Raw genomic sequence first — 17365 nt, 5'->3', positions numbered from 1 at the left:
AGGCTTACATTCCTTGTGATGGCTAATGAAAAACATCGTAGGAAGTGAGCATAGATGCTGTCCGGCAAATTACCCGTCGGCGTTTTGTCGCAGCCGTTCGAGCAAGGCGTCCTTGTCCTGCCACAGCTGGTTGATCCATTGCTGGAAGGCCAGGCGATAGGTTTCATCCTGGTCGTAGTTCTTGCCCAGGAACTCCGCCGGAATCGCCAGTTCCTCGAAGTGCACGACAATGTGCCTGACCCGCCCGCACAGCAAGTCCCAGAAGCCCGGTGCACCGTTCGGATAATGAATGGTGACGTTGACGATCGACTGCAGTTGCTCGCCCATGGCATCCAGTACAAAGGCAATGCCGCCGGCCTTGGGCTTGAGCAGGTGCTGGAACGGTGACTGCTGCTGGCGATGCTTGGCCTCGGTGAAGCGCGTGCCTTCGGCGAAGTTGAAGATCGCCGTCGGCTTGCCGCGAAACTTGGCGCAGGTGCGGCGGGTGGTTTCCAGGTCCTTGCCGGCCTTTTCCGGGTGCTTGGCCAGGTACGCCTTGGAATAGCGCTTCATGAACGGAAAGCCCAACGCCCACCAGGCCAGGCCGATCACCGGCACCCAGATCAGCACCTGCTTGAGGAAGAACTTCAGCGGGCGGATACGGCGGTTGAGCACGTACTGCAGTACCAGGATATCGACCCAGCTCTGGTGGTTGCTGGTGACCAGGTAGCTGTGCTGGTAGTCCAGCCCGGCCAGGCCCTCGACCTGCCAGCGGGCCTTGCCCAGCAGGTTGATCCAGGCATTGTTGTTGCTGATCCAGGCTTCGTGGATGTGGCGCATCAGTTCATCGGTGAGCCGTTGCGCGGCCGCGAACGGCAGGCACAGCTTGAACAGGCTGACGATGAACAACGGGGTGCAGCAGACGATGGTGTTGAGCCCCAGTAGCAGCGAGGCGATAACCCCGCGCAGTGGCGCGGGTAGCAATCCGAGCATGTTCAGCTATCCAGTGAGCGGTTGGCCTGAATGGCGGTCAGGGCGATGGTGTAGACGATGTCGTCGACCTGGGCGCCGCGTGGCAGGTCGTTGACCGGCTTGCGCAGGCCTTGCAGCATCGGCCCGAGGCTGACGCAGTCGGCACTGCGTTGCACGGCCTTGTGGGTGGTGTTGCCGGTGTTCAGGTCGGGGAACACGAACACCGTGGCGCGGCCGGCCACCTGGCTGTTGGGCGCCAGTTGCCGGGCGATCTCCAGGTTGGCCGCGGCATCGTACTGCAACGGGCCGTCGATCAGCAGGCCGTGTTGGGATTCCTGGGCCAGCACGGTGGCTTCGCGGACCTTCTCGACCTCTTCGCCGCTGGCCGAGTCACCGCTGGAATAGCTGATCATCGCCACCCGCGGGGCAATGCCGAAGGCTTCGGCGGAGTCGGCGCTCTGCAGGGCGATTTCCGCCAGCTCGTTGGCTGTCGGGTGCGGGTTCATCACGCAGTCGCCGTACACCAGCACCTGTTCGGGGAACAGCATGAAGAACACCGACGACACCAGGCTGCAGCCCGGCGCGGTCTTGATCAGTTGCAGGGCTGGGCGGATGGTGTTGGCGGTGGAGTGCACCAGGCCCGAGACCAGGCCATCGACCTCGTCCAGGGCCAGCATCATGGTGCCGATCACCACCGGGTCTTCCAGTTGCTGCTCGGCCATCGGCGCATTAAGGCTTTTGCTCTTGCGCAGGCTGACCATCGGCTCGACATAACGCTCGCGGATCAGGTCCGGGTCAAGGATCTCCAGGCCCTCGGGCAGGGTGATGCCCTGGGCGCGGGCCACCGCCTGGACGTCGTCAGGCTTGGCCAGCAGCACGCAGCGGGCAATGCCGCGGGCCTGGCAGATGGCCGCGGCCTGCACGGTCAGCGGTTCTGCGCCTTCCGGCAAGACGATGCGTTTGTTGGCCTGCTGGGCGCGCTGGATCAACTGGTAGCGGAACACCGCGGGCGACAGGCGCAGTTCGCGCGGCGTGCCGCAGCGCTGGTGCAGCCAGTCGGCGTCCAGGTAGCTGGCGACGAAATCGGTGATCAGCTCCGCGCGCTCGCGGTCATCCACCGGGATTTCCTTGTTCAGGCCGTTGAGCTGGTTGGCGGTGTCATAGGAGCCGGTGCTTACCGAGAGAATCGGCAGGCCGGCCAGCAGCGCGCCCTGGCACAGTTCGAGGATGCGCGGGTCGGGTTTGCTGTCGCTGGTCAGCAGCAGGCCGGCCAGCGGCACGCCGTTGATCGCCGCCAGGCTCACCGCAAGGATGATGTCGTCGCGGTCGCCCGGGGTCACTACCAGCGTACCGGGCTTGAGCAGCGGCACGGTATTGGCCACGGTGCGGGCACAGATGATGATCTTGTTCATCCGCCGGGTTTCGTAGTCGCCGGCATTGAGCACCTGGGCGCCGAGCAGTTCGGCCACGTCGCGGGTACGCGGATCGTTGAGGCCGGCCTGGAACGGGATGCAGCCGAGCAGGCGGAAGTCGCCGCCGCGCAGCAGCGGTGAATGCTCGGTCAGGCGCGCGGCGAAGGCGTTCATGTCTTCGTCGGTGCGCACCTTGTTGAGGATTACCCCGAGCACTTTCGGGTCGCGCGGGCCGCCGAACAGCTGGGCCTGCAGCTCGACGCGCCCGGACAGCTCGGTGAGCACTTCGTTTTCCGGCGCCGACACCAGGATCACCTCGGCATCCAGGCTCTTGGCCAGGTGCAGGTTGACCCGCGCGGCGTAGCTGGCGTGGCGGGTCGGGACCATGCCTTCGACCACCACCACGTCCTTGCCGACGCAGGCCTGCTGGTACAGGGTGATGATTTCTTCGAGCAGTTCATCCAGTTGACCATCGCCGAGCATACGCTCGACATGGGCCAGGCTCAGCGGCTGTGGCGGCTTCAGGCCATGGGTACGGGCAACCAGTTCGGTGGAGCGCTCAGGGCCGGTATCACCCGGGTGCGGCTGGGCGATCGGCTTGAAGAAGCCGACCTTCAACCCGGCGCGCTCCAGGGTGCGCACCAGGCCCAGGCTGATGGAAGTCAGGCCGACGCCAAAGTCGGTCGGCGCGATAAAAAATGTCTGCATGCGAGCTTCTCGAAATGAGCTGTGCAAAAGAGTCAATTGCCAAGGGTATCGCTATCGGCCCCCTGAGCGCACCCGCCGCAAATATCCGGCAACCCGTTTGTCCGGGTTGCGTTCGCTTTCAGGCGATGCCTTGGTTACACTTGTTCGTTCTACATTCTTATGCAAAAGGTCTCGCCCCATGCTGATCGCCGCCAAAAAGGCTGTCTCCATCGACTATACCCTGACCAACGACGCTGGTGAGGTCATCGACAGCTCCGCCGGCGGCGCTCCGCTGGTCTACCTGCATGGCGCAGGCAACATCATCCCGGGTCTGGAAAAAGCCCTGGAAGGCAAAACCACCGGTGACGAACTGGAAGTCGCCGTCGAGCCGGAAGACGCCTACGGCGAATACCTGGCCGAGCTGGTCAGCACCCTGAACCGCAGCATGTTCGAAGGTGTCGACGAGCTGGAAGTGGGCATGCAGTTCCACGCTTCGGCGCCGGATGGCCAGATGCAGATCGTCACCATTCGCGACCTGGACGGCGACGACGTCACCGTTGACGGCAACCACCCACTGGCTGGCCAGCGCCTGAACTTCAAGGTCAAGGTCGTCAATGTGCGTGAAGCCAGCGAAGAAGAAGTAGCCCATGGCCATGTCCATGGCGAAGGTGGCCATCACCACTGATTTTCTGCGCTAAGCTCAGAGAGTCGCGAAGGCGCCCGGGCAAGTCCGTCGCTCCAGCAGGGGAAGACGGCTTGGCAGGGCGCCTTTTTAATGGGCTGGGTTTACTGATTGCAGCCCCAGCGGCAACCGGGATCTGGAAAGGGGAGTACGTCATGAGTGCATTTCACGACCTGAAGTTGACAGCGCTGGACGGCCAGGAATTGCCTCTGGCACCGTTCAAGGGCCGGGTGGTGCTGGTGGTCAATGTCGCCTCCAAGTGTGGCTTGACCCCGCAGTACGCGGCGCTGGAAAACCTTTATCAGCAGTACAAGAGCAAAGGCTTCAGCGTGCTGGGCCTGCCGTGCAACCAGTTTGCCGGCCAGGAGCCGGGCACGGAGAAGGAAATTCAGGCGTTCTGCAGCCTGAACTATGGCGTGAGCTTCCCACTGGGTAGCAAGCTCGAAGTTAACGGTCATGACCGTCATCAGCTGTACCGCTTGCTGGCCGGCGAAGGTGCCGAGTTTCCGGGCGATATCACCTGGAACTTCGAGAAGTTTCTGGTCGGCAAGGACGGCCGGGTACTGGCGCGCTTCTCGCCACGCACCGCGCCGGATGATCCGGCGGTGGTGCAGGCGATCGAGAAGGCTCTGGCCTGATCGGCCCCATCGTGGGGCAAGCCCGCTCCTGCAGAAGTAGGAACGGGCTTGCCCCGCGATGCTGTTCAATCACCCAGATCAATAGTACTGGGCCACCCGAACGGCTCACCCTATCCTCAGGCGCATTCCCCATTCTCAGGAGCGCCGCATGTCCGCCACCGCACTGTTCACTCCCTTCCAACTGGGCGCCCTCGAGCTGCCGAGCCGCGTGGTCATGGCACCGATGACCCGTACCTTCTGCCCTGGTGGCGTCCCTCACGCACAAGTGGTTGAGTACTATCGTCGCCGCGCCGCCGCAGGCGTTGGGCTGATCATCACCGAAGGCACCACGGTCGGTCATAAAGCCGCCAATGGCTACCCGAATGTGCCGCGTTTTTACGGCGAAGATGCCCTGACCGGCTGGAAGAAAGTCGTTGAAGCCGTGCACGCTGAAGGCGGGCGCATCGTGCCGCAGCTCTGGCACGTGGGTAGCGTGCGCCGCCTGGGTACCGAGCCGGATGCCAGCGTGCCGGGCCATGGCCCGAGCGAGAAGCTCAAGGACGGCCAGGTCGTGGTGCATGGCATGACCCAGGCGGATATTCGTGAAGTGATCGAGGCTTTCGCCCAGGCCGCTCGTGATGCCCAGGCCATTGGCATGGATGGCGTCGAGATCCACGGTGCCCATGGTTACCTGATCGACCAGTTTTTCTGGGAAGCCAGCAACCAGCGCACGGACGAATACGGCGGCGACTTGGCCGGCCGTTCGCGCTTTGCCATCGAGTTGATCCAGGCCGTGCGCGCCGCGGTAGGCTCGGACTTCCCGATCATTTTTCGCTTCTCGCAGTGGAAGCAGCAGGACTACAGCGCGCGTCTGGTGCAGAGCGCCGATGCCCTGGGCGCATTCCTGCAACCACTGGTGGATGCTGGTGTGGATATCTTCCACTGCTCGACCCGACGCTTCTGGGAACCTGAGTTCGAAGGTTCGGACCTCAACCTGGCCGGCTGGACCCGCCAGCTCACCGGCAAGCCGACCATCACCGTCGGCAGTGTCGGCCTGGATGGCGAGTTCCTGCAGTTCATGGTCGCGACCGACAAGGTGGCCCAGCCGGCCAGCCTGGAAAACCTGCTCCAGCGCCTGAACAACGACGAATTCGACCTGGTGGCAGTCGGTCGTGCCTTGCTGGTCGACCCGGAATGGGCGGCCAAAGTGCGCGATGGTCGCGAGCAGGACATCCTGCCGTTCAGCCGCGAGGCGTTGACGACCCTGGTTTGATCGCAATTGCCGCTGCAGTCGGGCGCGCCATGCTGACCTGACTCTGGCGGCAGGCTGCCTGCAGATGCGCCTCGAATTGCTCGACAATCGCCGGCCAGCCCTGACGGCTGGCATGCTGGCGGGCATTGAGGCGCACCCGGCGCAGGGTTTCCGGCTCTTCCAGGAACCAGCAGGCGGCATCGATAAAGGCCGCTTCGTCCCCTGGCATGGCCAGCGCACCGCTATGCCCGTGGCGGATGTACTGGGCTGCCGCCGCTTGATCGTAGGCGACCACACCCAGGCCTGAGGCCAAGGCTTCGAGCACGACGTTGCCGAAGGTTTCGGTCAGGCTGGGAAACACAAAGATATCCCCTGAAGCGTAGTGTTCGGCCAGGCGTTCTCCGCGCTGGGCGCCGCAGAACACCGCGCCCGGCAGGCGCTGCTCGAGTGCGCTGCGTTGCGGCCCGTCACCGACCACGATCAGCTTGATGCACCGCTGCGGGTACTGTTGTTGCAGGGCGTCCAGGCACGGCTGCAACAAACCCAGGTTCTTTTCGGCGGCCAGGCGTCCGACATGCAGCAGGGCGATATCGTCGACGCCCAGGCCCCATTGCTCGCGCAAGGTCTGACTACGCCTGGCCGGGGTAAACAACTGGCTGTCCACTCCCCGGGCCATCAGGCTGAGGTTGTCGAAGCCGCGCCGTTCCAGCTCCAGGCGCTGGCTGAGGCTGGGCACCAGGGTGGTGTGGGTTCGGTGATGGAACCAGCGCAGGTAGTGGGTAAGCAGCCGCGCCAGCAGGCCGAGGCCGTACTCGCTGGAGTATTGCTGGAAGTTGGTGTGGAAGCCACTGACCACGGCGATGCCCAGGCGCCGCGCCGCGCGCAGGGCACTCAAACCCAGCGGGCCTTCGGTGGCGATGTAAAGCACATCCGGCCGTTGCCGGCGCCAGCGGCGCAGCAGTTTGTGCATCGACACCTGGCCCCATTGCAAACCCGGGTACCCCGGCAACGGCCAGCCGCGACACAGCAGCAGGTTGTCGTCGCTGGCCGAGGGCTGTTCAGCCGCTTGCCGCGGGCGTACCAGCTCGACCCGATGGCCGCGTGATCGCAAGCCATCGCTGAGGCGGCCAAGGGTGTTGGCCACGCCGTTGATCTCCGGTGGGAAGGTTTCGCTGATCAGGGTGACATGCAGGGACAGTGTGCTCATGAAGCCAGTTTCGACCGTGCCGATTGCCGCTCTGTGACCGCCAAATGACAGATCGATGACGCCTGATTACTGGCGATTGCAGGCGCGTAAATATTTCCCAGCAAGTGACTCAAGATTGCAGGTCCGCCAGCCGATGCAGAAGCATTCGAATGACTGATTTCGCTCCGGGAGAGCGTCATGTTCAACAGCAAACTCAAGCAAGAAATCCTCCGGCTGCGCGAAGAACTGCAATCAGTGGAGCAAGTAAAGTGCAGCCTCGACAGCGAGATGCTGGTGCTGCAGCTCGACCCGCAGGGGCGCATCGAATCGGTCAACAGCAACTTCGAAAAAGAGATGCGCTACAGCAGCCATCAACTGATTGGCCGCAACATCGAGGAAATCGTCCCGGCGCACGTCAAGCAGCTCGACTTTTACCAGCGCATGAAGCACGCCATTGCCCGTGGCGAGCATCTCAATGGCGCTTTCCGCCTGCTGCGGGGCAATGGCGAAGAGGCCTGGCTGCGCTCGATCCTGCAGCCGGTGAAAAACAGCGAAGGGCGCATCAAATACTTCACCCTGCACTCCAGCGACCTGACCCGCACCATCGAAACCTCCCGCGAGCACGAGAGCCTGATCAAGGCGCTGATGCGCTCCACGGCGGTGATCGAGTTCAACCTCAACGGTGAAGTGCTGACGGCCAACGAGCGCTTCCTGCAGACCATGGGCTACAAGCTCGACCAGGTGGTGGGCAAACATCACCGCCTGTTCTGCGAACCGGAAGAGTACAACTCGGTGGGTTATCACGCGTTCTGGGACAAGCTGCGCCGCGGCGAGTTCGTCGCCGAACGCTTCAAGCGCATTGATGCCCATGGCCGCGTGGTGTGGCTGGAGGCGTCCTACAATCCGATCATCGATGCCCATGACGTGCTCTACAAAGTGGTCAAGTTCGCCACCGTGATCACCGACCAGGTCAACCAGGAAACGGCCGTGGCCCAGGCTGCCGACATCGCCTACAACACCTCGCTGGAAACCGACGCCTGTGCGCGCAGGGCCACCGAGGTGGTGACCCAGACCGTGGATGTCATGCGCGGCCTGGAAACCTACATGCAGGAAGCAGCCGAAGGCATCGAGGCGCTGGACAAGCAGTCGCAGGTGATCGGTTCGATCATCAAGACCATCAGCGACATCGCCGGGCAGACCAACCTGCTGGCCCTCAACGCCGCCATCGAGGCCGCACGTGCCGGCGAGCAGGGCCGGGGCTTTGCCGTGGTCGCCGACGAGGTCCGGCAACTGGCTTCGCGCACCAGCACTGCGACTGAGGAAATCGCCCGAGTGGTGCAGCAGAACGAACACCTGGCCAAGGCGGCGGTGGATATCATCGACAGCAGCAAGCGCCAGGCCGAGCAAGGCCTGTCACTGGCCGGGCAAACCGGTACGGTGATCGTCGAGATTCAGGACGGTGCGCAGAAGGTGGTCAATGCGGTGGGGCAGTTCTCCAACCAGCTGTCGAGCTGATGGAGGTGCCGCGTAGCCGGACGGCTACGCGGCGATGCCTCAGGTACGTTCGCGCACCCAGAACAGCGTGGCGCCCGCCACCGCCGCCGGCATCATCAGGATGTTGAGGAAGGGCACCAGCAACACCAGGTACACCGAACCGCCAAAACCCAGGCTCTGCCAGCGCTTTTCGCGCAGCCAGGCGAGCATGTCCTGCCAGCTCATCTTGTGGTTATCCGCCGGGTAGTCGATGTACTGGATGGCCATCATCCAGATACCGAACAGCAGCCACAGCGGCGCGGCGACGATGTTCACCACCGGGATCAGCGAAAGGATGAACAGAGCGATGGCCCGTGGCAGGAAGTAGCCCAGCTTGCGCGCCTCGCGGCCGAGGGTGCGTGGCACCATGGCAGTGAGTTCGGCCCAGCTGAAGGCGGGAAAATCATCGGTGCCGCGCACCACCACTTCGACCTTCTCCGCGAGGAAACCATTGAACGGCGCGGCGATGATGTTGGCCAGCATGGTGAAGGTGAAGAACACCATCAACCCCACCAGAATCACGAACAGCGGCCACAGCACATAATTGAGAAAGCTCAGCCAGTTCGGCAGGCTGGGCATCAACGAATCGACCCAGAGGCTGAACTGATGGCCGGCAAAGTAGACCAGGCCGACGAACAGCAGCAGGTTGACCGCCAGCGGCAGCAGCACGAACAGGCGCAGGCTCGGGCTCAGGACCAGTTTCAGTCCTTCGCGCAGGTACTGTGGGCCAGAGAGGACAGGGGCTTGCATAAAGGGGGAGGCTCCGGGTAAAGGCAAACGCGCTGACCTTACCGAGTTTGTGCGGCGGGCGAAAGCGCGGCGCAGAGCGAGAAACGGGCTGTAACAAAACCTCGGCAGCATCCCGGGCTGGGCTTCATAGATAAACCGCGTGCGCTTTTATTGATGAATAGAGCCGGCCTATAAGGTGGATTGTCTAAGGATATTTCCTTAATCTCTGCCACCTCGCTAAAGTGCGCACAACTTTTCAACGCCTTCGAATTCTGACTTTCAAGGAGTTTCCATGAGCATTCTGGTCAACAAGCAAGCCCCTGATTTCGATGCGGCGGCAGTGTTGGGCGACGGTTCGATCGTCGACAGCTTCAAGCTTTCTTCCCTGCGCGGCAAATACGTCGTGCTGTTCTTCTGGCCGCTGGACTTCACCTTTGTCTGCCCGTCGGAAATCATTGCCCACAACAACCGCATGGACAAGTTCCGCGAGCTGGGTGTGGAAGTGGTCGGTGTTTCCATCGACTCGCAGTTCACCCACCACGCCTGGCGCAGCACCCCGGTCGAGAAGGGCGGTATCGGCGCGGTCGAGTTCACCATGGTCGCCGACGTCAAGCACGAGATTACCCGTGCCTATGGCATCGAGCACGATGACGGCGTGGCCCTGCGTGCCTCGTTCCTGATCGACCAGCAAGGCGTTGTGCAGCACCAGGTGGTCAACAACCTGCCGCTGGGCCGTGAAGTCGACGAGATGATCCGCCTGGTCGAGGCCCTGCAGTTCACCGAACAGCACGGTGAAGTCTGCCCGGCCGGCTGGCGCCCAGGCCAGAAAGGCATGAAGGCCGATGCCAAGGGCGTTGCCGACTACCTGGCCGAGAACGCCGCCAGCCTGTAAGGCGGCGAGTTAACGTTTTTCAGGACCTGCGGCTAAAAGCCTTCCCCAAGTGCTTCGCAGGTTCTTTTTTATTCCAGCCGGCGATCCCGGCGATACGATGCTGGCAATTGAACGCCAGCTCGACAGGAGTGTGACATGTCTGAAGTACGCCATTCGCGAGTGATCATCCTCGGTTCCGGCCCTGCCGGTTACAGCGCTGCCGTGTATGCTGCGCGTGCCAACCTCAAGCCGCTGCTGATCACCGGCATGCAGGCCGGCGGCCAGCTGACCACCACCACCGAAGTCGACAACTGGCCGGGCGACGCCCACGGCCTGACTGGCCCGGCGCTGATGCAACGCATGCAGGAACACGCCGAGCGCTTCGAGACCGAAGTGGTGTTCGACCACATCAACGCCGTTGACCTGGCCAGCAAGCCGTTCACTCTCAAGGGCGACAGCGCCACCTACACCTGCGACGCACTGATCATCGCCACCGGCGCCAGCGCTCGCTACCTGGGCCTGCCATCGGAAGAAGCGTTCATGGGCAAGGGCGTTTCCGCCTGCGCGACCTGCGACGGTTTCTTCTATCGCAACAAGCCGGTCGCCGTGGTCGGTGGTGGTAACACCGCTGTTGAGGAAGCCCTGTACCTGGCCAACATCGCCAGCAAGGTCACCCTGGTTCACCGCCGCGAGATCTTCCGCGCCGAGAAGATCCTGGTCGACAAGCTCAACGCCCGCGTGGCCGAAGGCAAGATCGAGCTGAAGCTCAATGCCACCCTGGACGAAGTGCTGGGTGACAACATGGGCGTCACCGGTGCGCGCCTGAAGAACAACGACGGCAGCTTCGACGAAATCAAGGTTGACGGCGTATTCATCGCCATCGGCCACACGCCGAACACCTCGCTGTTCGAAGGCCAGCTGACCTTGAAAGACGGCTATCTGGTGGTGAATGGCGGCCGTGACGGCAACGCCACTGCGACCAACGTTGAAGGTGTGTTCGCTGCCGGTGACGTGGCTGACCATGTTTACCGTCAGGCCATTACCTCGGCCGGTGCCGGTTGCATGGCGGCGCTGGATGTCGAGCGCTACCTGGACGGCCTGCAGAACGCAGCGCTCTGAGGATTGCGCGAGCGCTCTGCGCTCGATCGCTGGCAAGGCCAGCTCCCACAGTTGATCTTGTGAGCTAACAAAAAACCGGCCTGATGGCCGGTTTTTTTGTGTCTGCAATCCGCCTCAGAGGCTAAGGCGCATCGACAGATCCACCGCCTTTACATCCTTGGTCATCGCCCCGATCGAGATGTAGTCCACGCCCGTTTCAGCAATCACCCGCAGGGTGCTTTCAGTCACGCCGCCACTGGCTTCAAGCTTGGCCTTGCCGCCGTTCAGGCGCACCGCTTCGCGCATGTCGTCCAGGCTCAGCTCATCGAGCATGATGATGTCGGCGCCCGCATCCAGGGCCTCTTTGAGCTCGTCCAGGCTTTCTACCTCGATCTCCACCGGCTTGCCCGGGGCAATGCGGTGCGCGGCAGTGATCGCTTCGGCGATGCCACCACTGGCGGCGATGTGGTTTTCCTTGATCAGGAAGGCGTCGTACAGGCCGATGCGATGGTTGTGGCAACCGCCGCAGGTCACCGCGTACTTTTGCGCCAGGCGCAGGCCGGGCAGGGTCTTGCGGGTGTCGAGCAGCTTGACCTGGGTGTCGGCCACCTTGTCGGCGAGGAACTGCGCGTGAGTCGCAACGCCCGACAGCATCTGCAGGAAGTTCAGCGCCGAGCGCTCGCCGCTGAGCAGGGAACGGGCCGGGCCTTCAAGGTGGAACAGCACCTGGTTGGCGGTGGCGCGGTCGCCATCCTTGACCTGCCAGTGCACCGCTACCCGTGGGTCGAGCTGGCGGAATACCGCATCAACCCAGGCCGTACCGGCAATCACGCAGTCATCGCGGGTAATGATGGTGGCCTTGGCCAGGCGCTCGGCCGGGATCAGCTGGGCGGTGATGTCGCCACTGCCGATGTCTTCGAGCAACGCACGGCGCACGTTGGCTTCGATTTCGGCGGTCAGGTCGGCGAGGCGTAAATTCGGCATGGCGGGCTCCACAAGCTAAGTGCCGGCGATTATAGGGCAGGGCAGCCCGCGCTTGCAGCAAACACTGCAGTGGCGGCCGAAGCTTGACCTTTGGTCAGGCCGAATGAGCGTTTCACGCTGGCACCGGTCTATCAGCAGCGGTATGCGCGCACTGGCGAGTGAAGGGTTTTTACTCGATAATGCGCCTTGTATTTGGCGTCATAGCTTTGACGACCACCAGAAAAGCTCAAAATCGAACCTGCAAGGAGACCAGGATGCACAACGACGGGAAGGTGGTGCCGATCAAGGCCATCACCGATCAGGCGCACAATGCGCCCCTCGCTCGTCTGCCGGTGGTGCTTCTGCAGGTACGTGACAAGGCCGCGCTGCAACTGCGCCAGGGCCTGCAGGCGTTGTTCGACAACGCCGACGACACCCTGTTCGAGATGGCCGACAAGGCCGCCAACAACGTCGAACAGAACATCCTTTTCGAAGCCATGCGCGACCTGCGCCTAAAGCGCAAGAACATCGAGCGCGGCTATCTTGACCACTTTTATGAAGCCTTCGTGCAGATCGGTCAGCCCGATTCACTGCCGGCCCTGCACAGCCATGGCTACGACCGCCTGGCACTGGTGGCCAATGACGAGCTGGAACGCACCGTGGCGCTGGATGCCATGGTCGCGCGGGTGCTGGCCCGCGACGGCATCGCCCTCAACCAGTTGACCCTGCGATTCAGCGCCCTGGTGGGCCAGGCCCTGGACGATCCGCGCAACCCGCTGGGCCCGGCGATGCTCTGCGATTACTTTTTGCGTGCCGGGCGCAGCCTGGGCGTGGGGATCAAGGTCAAGCTGATCATTCTCAAGCTGTTCGAGCGCTATGTGCTGCACGACGCCGACCAGTTGTACGGCGAAGCCAATCAACTGCTGATTGCCACTGGCGTGCTCCCCGAGCTCAAGGCCGTGCCGCGGCGCCGCGCCCAGGACCGCCCGCAGGCTGAACGCGAGGCTTCGGCCAGCGCAGCCGGCAACGAATCGCCCAATGATTCGCTGGATGCCAACGGCCAGGCGGTGTTTGCCTCGTTGCAGGCCCTGCTTTCGCCGGTGCGCGGGCGTGTTGCCCCGCGCCTGGAGGCGTGCGAGCAGGTGCAGGCGATCAGTACCCGTGACCTGTTGCGCCTGCTCTCGCACCTGCAGCATTACGTGCCGCCAACACCCGAGACCGACGACTTCGACCTGCACCAGCAGCTTGAACAACTGCTGACCCGGGTCAGCGTAAAAAGCGGCACCTACCGCAAGATCGAAGTGGTCGACGAGGATGTCATCAACCTCATCGCCATGCTTTTCGAGTTCATTCTCGCCGACCGCAACTTGCCGCGTTCGCTGCGCGCCCTGATCGGCCGCATGCAGATCCCGATGCTCAAAGTGGCGGTACTCGACAAGAGCTTCTTCAGCCGCAGCAGTCACCCGGCCCGGCGCCTGCTCAACGAGATCGCCACGGCAGCGATGGGTTGGGGCGCCAGTGATGATTGCCAGCGCGACAGCCTGTACCTGCGGGTCGAAAAAATCGTCCAGCGGCTGCTCAGCGACTTTGTCGACGACCCGGCGATTTTCTCCGAACTGCTCGCTGAATTCCTCGCTTTCAGCAGTGATGAGCGACGCCGCAACGAGCTGCTGGAACAACGCACGCGCGACGCCGAGGAGGGCCGCGCACGCACCGCGCTGGCTCGTCAGCGGGTGCAGCAGGAACTCAACCGGCGTCTGCTTGGCCGCTCGTTGCCGCGGGTGGTGGTGCGCCTGCTCGAAGAAGCCTGGAGCCAGGTGGTGTTGCTGGCCTGCCTCAAGCATGGCGACACCTCCAGCCAGTGGCTCGAAGCGCTGGAGACCATGGATGAGCTGATCTGGAGCGTGCAACCGCACACTGAAGACCAGGCGCGCCTGCGCCTGCTGGAGCTGGTGCCGGGACTGCTCAAGGCATTGCGCGATGGCCTGGCCAGTGCCGCGTTCGATCCGTTTGCCACCAGCGAATTCTTTGCCCAGCTCGAAACCCTGCATGTGCAGATGTTCGATACACCGGTAGTGGGTGGGCGTGTTATCCACAATGACGCCAGCGAGCAGGTACTGGTGCTCGATGAAATCGTCTTGCCCACCCCGCAAGCCTGCGAGCCGCAAGCGGCCCAGGTGCGCCTGGCCGACGATGATCCGGCGTTGCTGCAGGTCGAGCGTCTGCGTATCGGCGCCTGGATCGAGTTGGTCGATGAAGACGACGTGCAGCGCTGCAAGCTGATCGCCAGCACAGACCGCTTCATCTTCGTCAACCGCACCGGCCTCAAGGTCCGTGAATGGTCGCGCATGGCCCTTGCCGTAGCCTTGCGCCGCGGGCATGTGCGCCAGCTGGACGACACCTTGCTGTTCGACCGGGCGCTGGACTCGGTACTCAGCCAGTTGCGCCAGGCGCAAGCACGCTAGATTCCTACGCGTTTTAACGATGCATCCAGCGCCACCACGGGGCATACTGAGCCCGTGCCCCCGTGTCTCAGGATTTTCTATGCAACTGGACCGCGCTACTGGCTGGTTCGCCGGCGTCCGCCACTGTCCTTCACCCAACTGCAATGCCCGCGCCGAGGGTGAAGTCATCTCCCTGCTGGTTATCCACAATATCAGCCTGCCGCCGGCGCAATTTGGGACCGGCAAGGTCCAGGAGTTCTTTCAGAACCGCCTGGATGCCTGCGAACACCCGTATTTCGAAGGTATCAAGCACCTGCGTGTGTCGGCGCATTTTCTTATTGAGCGTGACGGCGAGGTCACTCAGTTTGTCTCCTGTCTGGACCGCGCCTGGCATGCCGGGGTGTCCTGTTTCGAGGGGCGCGAGGCATGCAACGATTTTTCCATCGGTATCGAGCTTGAAGGCACCGACGAGCTGCCTTTCACCGATGCCCAGTATCAGGCGCTGCAAGCATTGACCCGGCAGATCCAGGATGCCTGGCCGGCCATTGGCACTGAACGGATTCAGGGCCACAGCGATATTGCTCCGGGACGCAAGACCGACCCGGGTAGCGCTTTTGACTGGCCGCGCTACCGCGCCGGCCTCAAGGACAAGGAGAGTGAAACATGAGTTTTCTGGTGCTGTTGCTGGTGCTGTGGTTCGAGAAGTTCTCGGCCTTGCGCCAGCGTCTGCAACGCGATGGTTTTTTCGTTACCGAGCTTGCCCGCCTTGAACGTGACGGCAGGCGCCATCCCTGGTGGGTACTGATCATCCTGGTGCTGCTGCCGGTGGCGCTGCTGGCCTTGCTCCTGCACGTGCTGGAGCCGGTGGCCTATGGCTTGCTGGCCTTGCCGGTGCACCTGCTGGTGCTGATCTACAGCCTCGGCCGTGGCGACATCAAGGCAGCGCAAGGACCGTTTCGCGACGCCTGGCGGCGCGGCGACGAGCAAGCAGCGGTGCATGTCGCCGAACGCGACCTGGGTTTGACCGCCGACAATGCCCAGGCCTTGCTGGAACGGGTGCAGGGCAACCTGCTGTGGCAGGCCTACCAGAGCTTTTTTGCGGTGATTTTCTGGTATTTCCTGCTCGGTCCGGCCGCAGCCCTGGCTTATCGGCTGCTGGCCCTGACCGCCGGGCATGCACGGACACCTACGCTGCGCGACCATGCCTTGCAACTGCGCCACGCCTTTGACTGGGCACCCGTGCGCGTGCTGGGCGTAAGTTTCGCCCTGGTCGGCAACTTCGTTGCGGTCAGCCGGGTGATGCTGCACGAGCTACTGAACTGGCACATCAGCGCCGCCGGCCTGATCGGCTCGGTCGGCCGCGTCGCGGGTGACCTGCCCGCCAGCACTTCGGCGGGCCCCGACGGCCTGCTCGGGCTGGACAACCTGTGGGAGTTGCTGCTGCGCTCGGCAGTGCTCTGGTACGCCTGTTTCGCCCTGTGGACAGTGCTCGGCTGAAGCCCATCGCGGAGCGGCCGTTGGTCGCTCCGCTGGCGGTTAACCTTAAGTTACAAACCCCCGATCCGATATGCGCTATACAGGTGTTGCTGAATACGTTCGGTGGCCTTGTGCCACTGTGGGGGTGCAAGCCGCAATCGCGGGGCAAGCCCGCTCCTACAGAGGATGGTGCAAAGGCAGGAACCGTAAAAACAATAAGAATCGGAGGGCACCACCCTTGAAGAGCCTGTTGTATCCGGCCATCGCGCTGATGAACCGCCTGAGCTTCGGGATGAAGTTCAGCCTGATCAGTATTTTGTTTTTCCTGCCCATGCTGGTGACCAACTACTACCTGGTCCGCGATTCCTATGCGCAGTTCCATGCCACCCGTACCGAGCTGCAGAGCCTGGAACTGCTGGGCGGCAGCCTGGCCTTGCGCGGCGATGTGGAAACCCTCGGCAACCTGGTGCAGATCAACGCCGTGCTCGGCCAGTCGGGCAAGGCCGAGGACGTCGAGGCGCAGATCGCCAGCATCGAGCAACAGGTGCAGAGCCGCTTGTCCGGCTTGATTGCAATGACCGGTGACGAGGCCCAGGCCAAGGCCTTCGACGACAAGCGCAGCGAGATGCTCGATACCCTCAAGGCCGCTCAGAGCGAGACTTCGCTGTTGAGCAAGGTGGCGCTGTTCGACAAGCTGCTGGGCCAGGCCCAGGTACTGAGCAAGGTGATTGCCAGCCAGGCCGGGCTTAGCCAGGACAGCGACTCGGCGATCCGCCAGCTCAGCGAGCTGATGACCACGGTGACCCCGCAAGTGACCCAGACCCTCGGCGAAGGGCGGGCCATCGGCTCGTATTCGCTAGGCCAGGGTTTTGTCAATTCGGCTTCCAGCGCCCGCTTCGATGACCTGTTGTTGAAGCTGGAAAAGCTCGGCGCTGACTATGCCATCCGCCTGGATGAGGCGCTGGCCACCGAGCCTGGCGCGCAAGCCAGGCTCGGCAGCCTGGCCAGCAGCAGTCAGGCGTCGCTCAAGCAAGCCAGCGAACTGATCGAAGAACAGGTGGTGGTGGCCGACACCCTCGATGCGCCGTGGCCGGGGTTCTACAAGCAGATTAGCGGCTTGATGGAACAGACCTACACGCTCAATACCGCCATTGGCGAGTTTCTCGGCCAGCAGCTCGAGCAGCGCCTGGCCGAGCACCGTTTGCACATGATTTTGCTGGTGTCGGCGCTGGCCGCCGTATTCCTGCTGATCGTCTACCTGTATAGCGGCTTCTATGCCTCGACCCGCAACACGCTGAAGAGCCTTGGCGCGGTAATGGACAAGGTCGCGGCCGGCGACATGACGGTCAATTTCCAGGCCAGCAGCCACGATGAACTGGGCGAGTTGGGTCAGGTGTTCAACGGCACCGTGCGGCGCATCCATGACCTGATTGAACAGGTCGGTCACACCGTCGCCGAGGTCGA

The 17365-nt window shown here is 62.9% G+C and carries 14 protein-coding genes and 3 pseudogenes; 11 read left to right on the top strand and 6 right to left on the bottom strand.

Features of this window, described 5'->3' with window-relative positions:
- Positions 1-69: 69 nt before the first annotated feature.
- The 3 genes and pseudogenes from CCOS864_RS24005 to CCOS864_RS28550 all read right to left on the bottom strand — a co-directional run.
- Positions 70-972: an acyltransferase gene (locus CCOS864_RS24005; protein WP_115088713.1), complete on the bottom strand. Its 903-nt coding sequence runs from the start codon at positions 970-972 to the stop codon at positions 70-72.
- A 2-nt stretch (positions 973-974) separates the two neighbouring features.
- Positions 975-3071 (bottom strand): phosphate acetyltransferase, encoded by a 2097-nt coding sequence (gene pta / locus CCOS864_RS24000; RefSeq protein ID WP_115088712.1) that lies wholly within the window; start codon positions 3069-3071, stop codon positions 975-977.
- A gap of 93 nt (positions 3072-3164) precedes the next feature.
- A pseudogene (locus tag CCOS864_RS28550) lies at positions 3165-3281 on the bottom strand (DUF3565 domain-containing protein); the annotation flags it as partial.
- Here CCOS864_RS28550 and CCOS864_RS23990 point away from each other — a divergent pair.
- The 3 genes from CCOS864_RS23990 (at position 3250) to CCOS864_RS23980 (ending at position 5622) form a co-directional block, all read left to right on the top strand.
- Complete coding sequence (locus CCOS864_RS23990) at positions 3250-3735, top strand: FKBP-type peptidyl-prolyl cis-trans isomerase (RefSeq protein WP_115088711.1); 486 nt, start codon at positions 3250-3252, stop codon at positions 3733-3735. The pseudogene CCOS864_RS28550 and the gene CCOS864_RS23990 sit on opposite strands and share 32 nt — an antisense overlap.
- A 152-nt stretch (positions 3736-3887) precedes the next feature.
- Entirely contained in the window at positions 3888-4370 is a 483-nt protein-coding gene (locus tag CCOS864_RS23985; protein WP_115088710.1) for a glutathione peroxidase, read from the top strand.
- 148 nt (positions 4371-4518) lie between these two features.
- Positions 4519-5622, top strand: coding sequence for an NADH:flavin oxidoreductase (locus CCOS864_RS23980; RefSeq protein ID WP_115088709.1), 1104 nt, complete (start codon positions 4519-4521; stop codon positions 5620-5622).
- Here CCOS864_RS23980 and CCOS864_RS23975 read toward each other — a convergent pair.
- On the bottom strand, positions 5591-6808 hold the full coding sequence (locus CCOS864_RS23975; protein WP_115088708.1) for a glycosyltransferase family 4 protein: 1218 nt from the start codon (positions 6806-6808) through the stop codon (positions 5591-5593). The two genes, CCOS864_RS23980 and CCOS864_RS23975, sit on opposite strands and share 32 nt — an antisense overlap.
- 177 nt (positions 6809-6985) lie before the next feature.
- Here CCOS864_RS23975 and CCOS864_RS28935 point away from each other — a divergent pair.
- Both CCOS864_RS28935 and CCOS864_RS28930 read left to right on the top strand, forming a co-directional pair.
- Positions 6986-7711: pseudogene (locus CCOS864_RS28935) on the top strand (PAS domain-containing protein); the annotation flags it as partial.
- Between the two features lie 159 nt (positions 7712-7870).
- A complete protein-coding gene (locus CCOS864_RS28930) occupies positions 7871-8302 on the top strand; it encodes a methyl-accepting chemotaxis protein (RefSeq protein ID WP_476748471.1) in 432 nt (143 codons plus the stop codon).
- A gap of 39 nt (positions 8303-8341) precedes the next feature.
- Here the strand turns inward: CCOS864_RS28930 and cysZ are convergent, their stop codons facing one another.
- Positions 8342-9070 (bottom strand): sulfate transporter CysZ, encoded by a 729-nt coding sequence (gene cysZ / locus CCOS864_RS23965; protein ID WP_115088706.1) that lies wholly within the window; start codon positions 9068-9070, stop codon positions 8342-8344.
- A gap of 271 nt (positions 9071-9341) precedes the next feature.
- Here cysZ and CCOS864_RS23960 point away from each other — a divergent pair, with 271 nt between their 5' ends.
- Complete coding sequence (locus CCOS864_RS23960) at positions 9342-9941, top strand: peroxiredoxin (protein WP_010223549.1); 600 nt, start codon at positions 9342-9344, stop codon at positions 9939-9941.
- Positions 9942-10076: 135 nt separating this feature from the next.
- Positions 10077-11039, top strand: coding sequence for a thioredoxin-disulfide reductase (gene trxB / locus CCOS864_RS23955; RefSeq protein WP_115088705.1), 963 nt, complete (start codon positions 10077-10079; stop codon positions 11037-11039).
- A 114-nt stretch (positions 11040-11153) separates the two neighbouring features.
- On the opposite strand, the gene nadC is transcribed toward trxB, so the two are convergent.
- A complete protein-coding gene (gene nadC / locus CCOS864_RS23950; RefSeq protein ID WP_115088704.1) occupies positions 11154-12002 on the bottom strand; it encodes a carboxylating nicotinate-nucleotide diphosphorylase in 849 nt (282 codons plus the stop codon).
- 254 nt (positions 12003-12256) lie between these two features.
- On the opposite strand from nadC, the gene CCOS864_RS23945 reads away from it, so the two are divergent.
- From CCOS864_RS23945 to CCOS864_RS28825, 4 genes and pseudogenes are all read left to right on the top strand, one after another.
- Positions 12257-14446, top strand: coding sequence for a DUF1631 domain-containing protein (locus tag CCOS864_RS23945; RefSeq protein WP_115088703.1), 2190 nt, complete (start codon positions 12257-12259; stop codon positions 14444-14446).
- Between the two features lie 79 nt (positions 14447-14525).
- Positions 14526-15092, top strand: coding sequence for a 1,6-anhydro-N-acetylmuramyl-L-alanine amidase AmpD (gene ampD, locus CCOS864_RS23940; RefSeq protein WP_115088702.1), 567 nt, complete (start codon positions 14526-14528; stop codon positions 15090-15092).
- On the top strand, positions 15089-15922 hold the full coding sequence (ampE, locus tag CCOS864_RS23935) for a regulatory signaling modulator protein AmpE (RefSeq protein WP_115088701.1): 834 nt from the start codon (positions 15089-15091) through the stop codon (positions 15920-15922). The genes ampD and ampE overlap by 4 nt, the downstream gene beginning before the upstream one ends.
- Before the next feature lie 70 nt (positions 15923-15992).
- Positions 15993-17315 (top strand): annotated as a pseudogene (locus tag CCOS864_RS28825) (HAMP domain-containing protein); the annotation flags it as partial.
- Between the last annotated feature and the right edge of the window lie 50 nt (positions 17316-17365).

The sequence above is a fragment of the Pseudomonas wadenswilerensis genome (assembly GCF_900497695.1).
GTDB classification, from domain to species: Bacteria; Pseudomonadota; Gammaproteobacteria; order Pseudomonadales; family Pseudomonadaceae; genus Aquipseudomonas; species Aquipseudomonas wadenswilerensis.
Note: the sequence above shows the minus strand (reverse complement) of the source record. Positions and strands in the feature narration are given on the sequence as shown.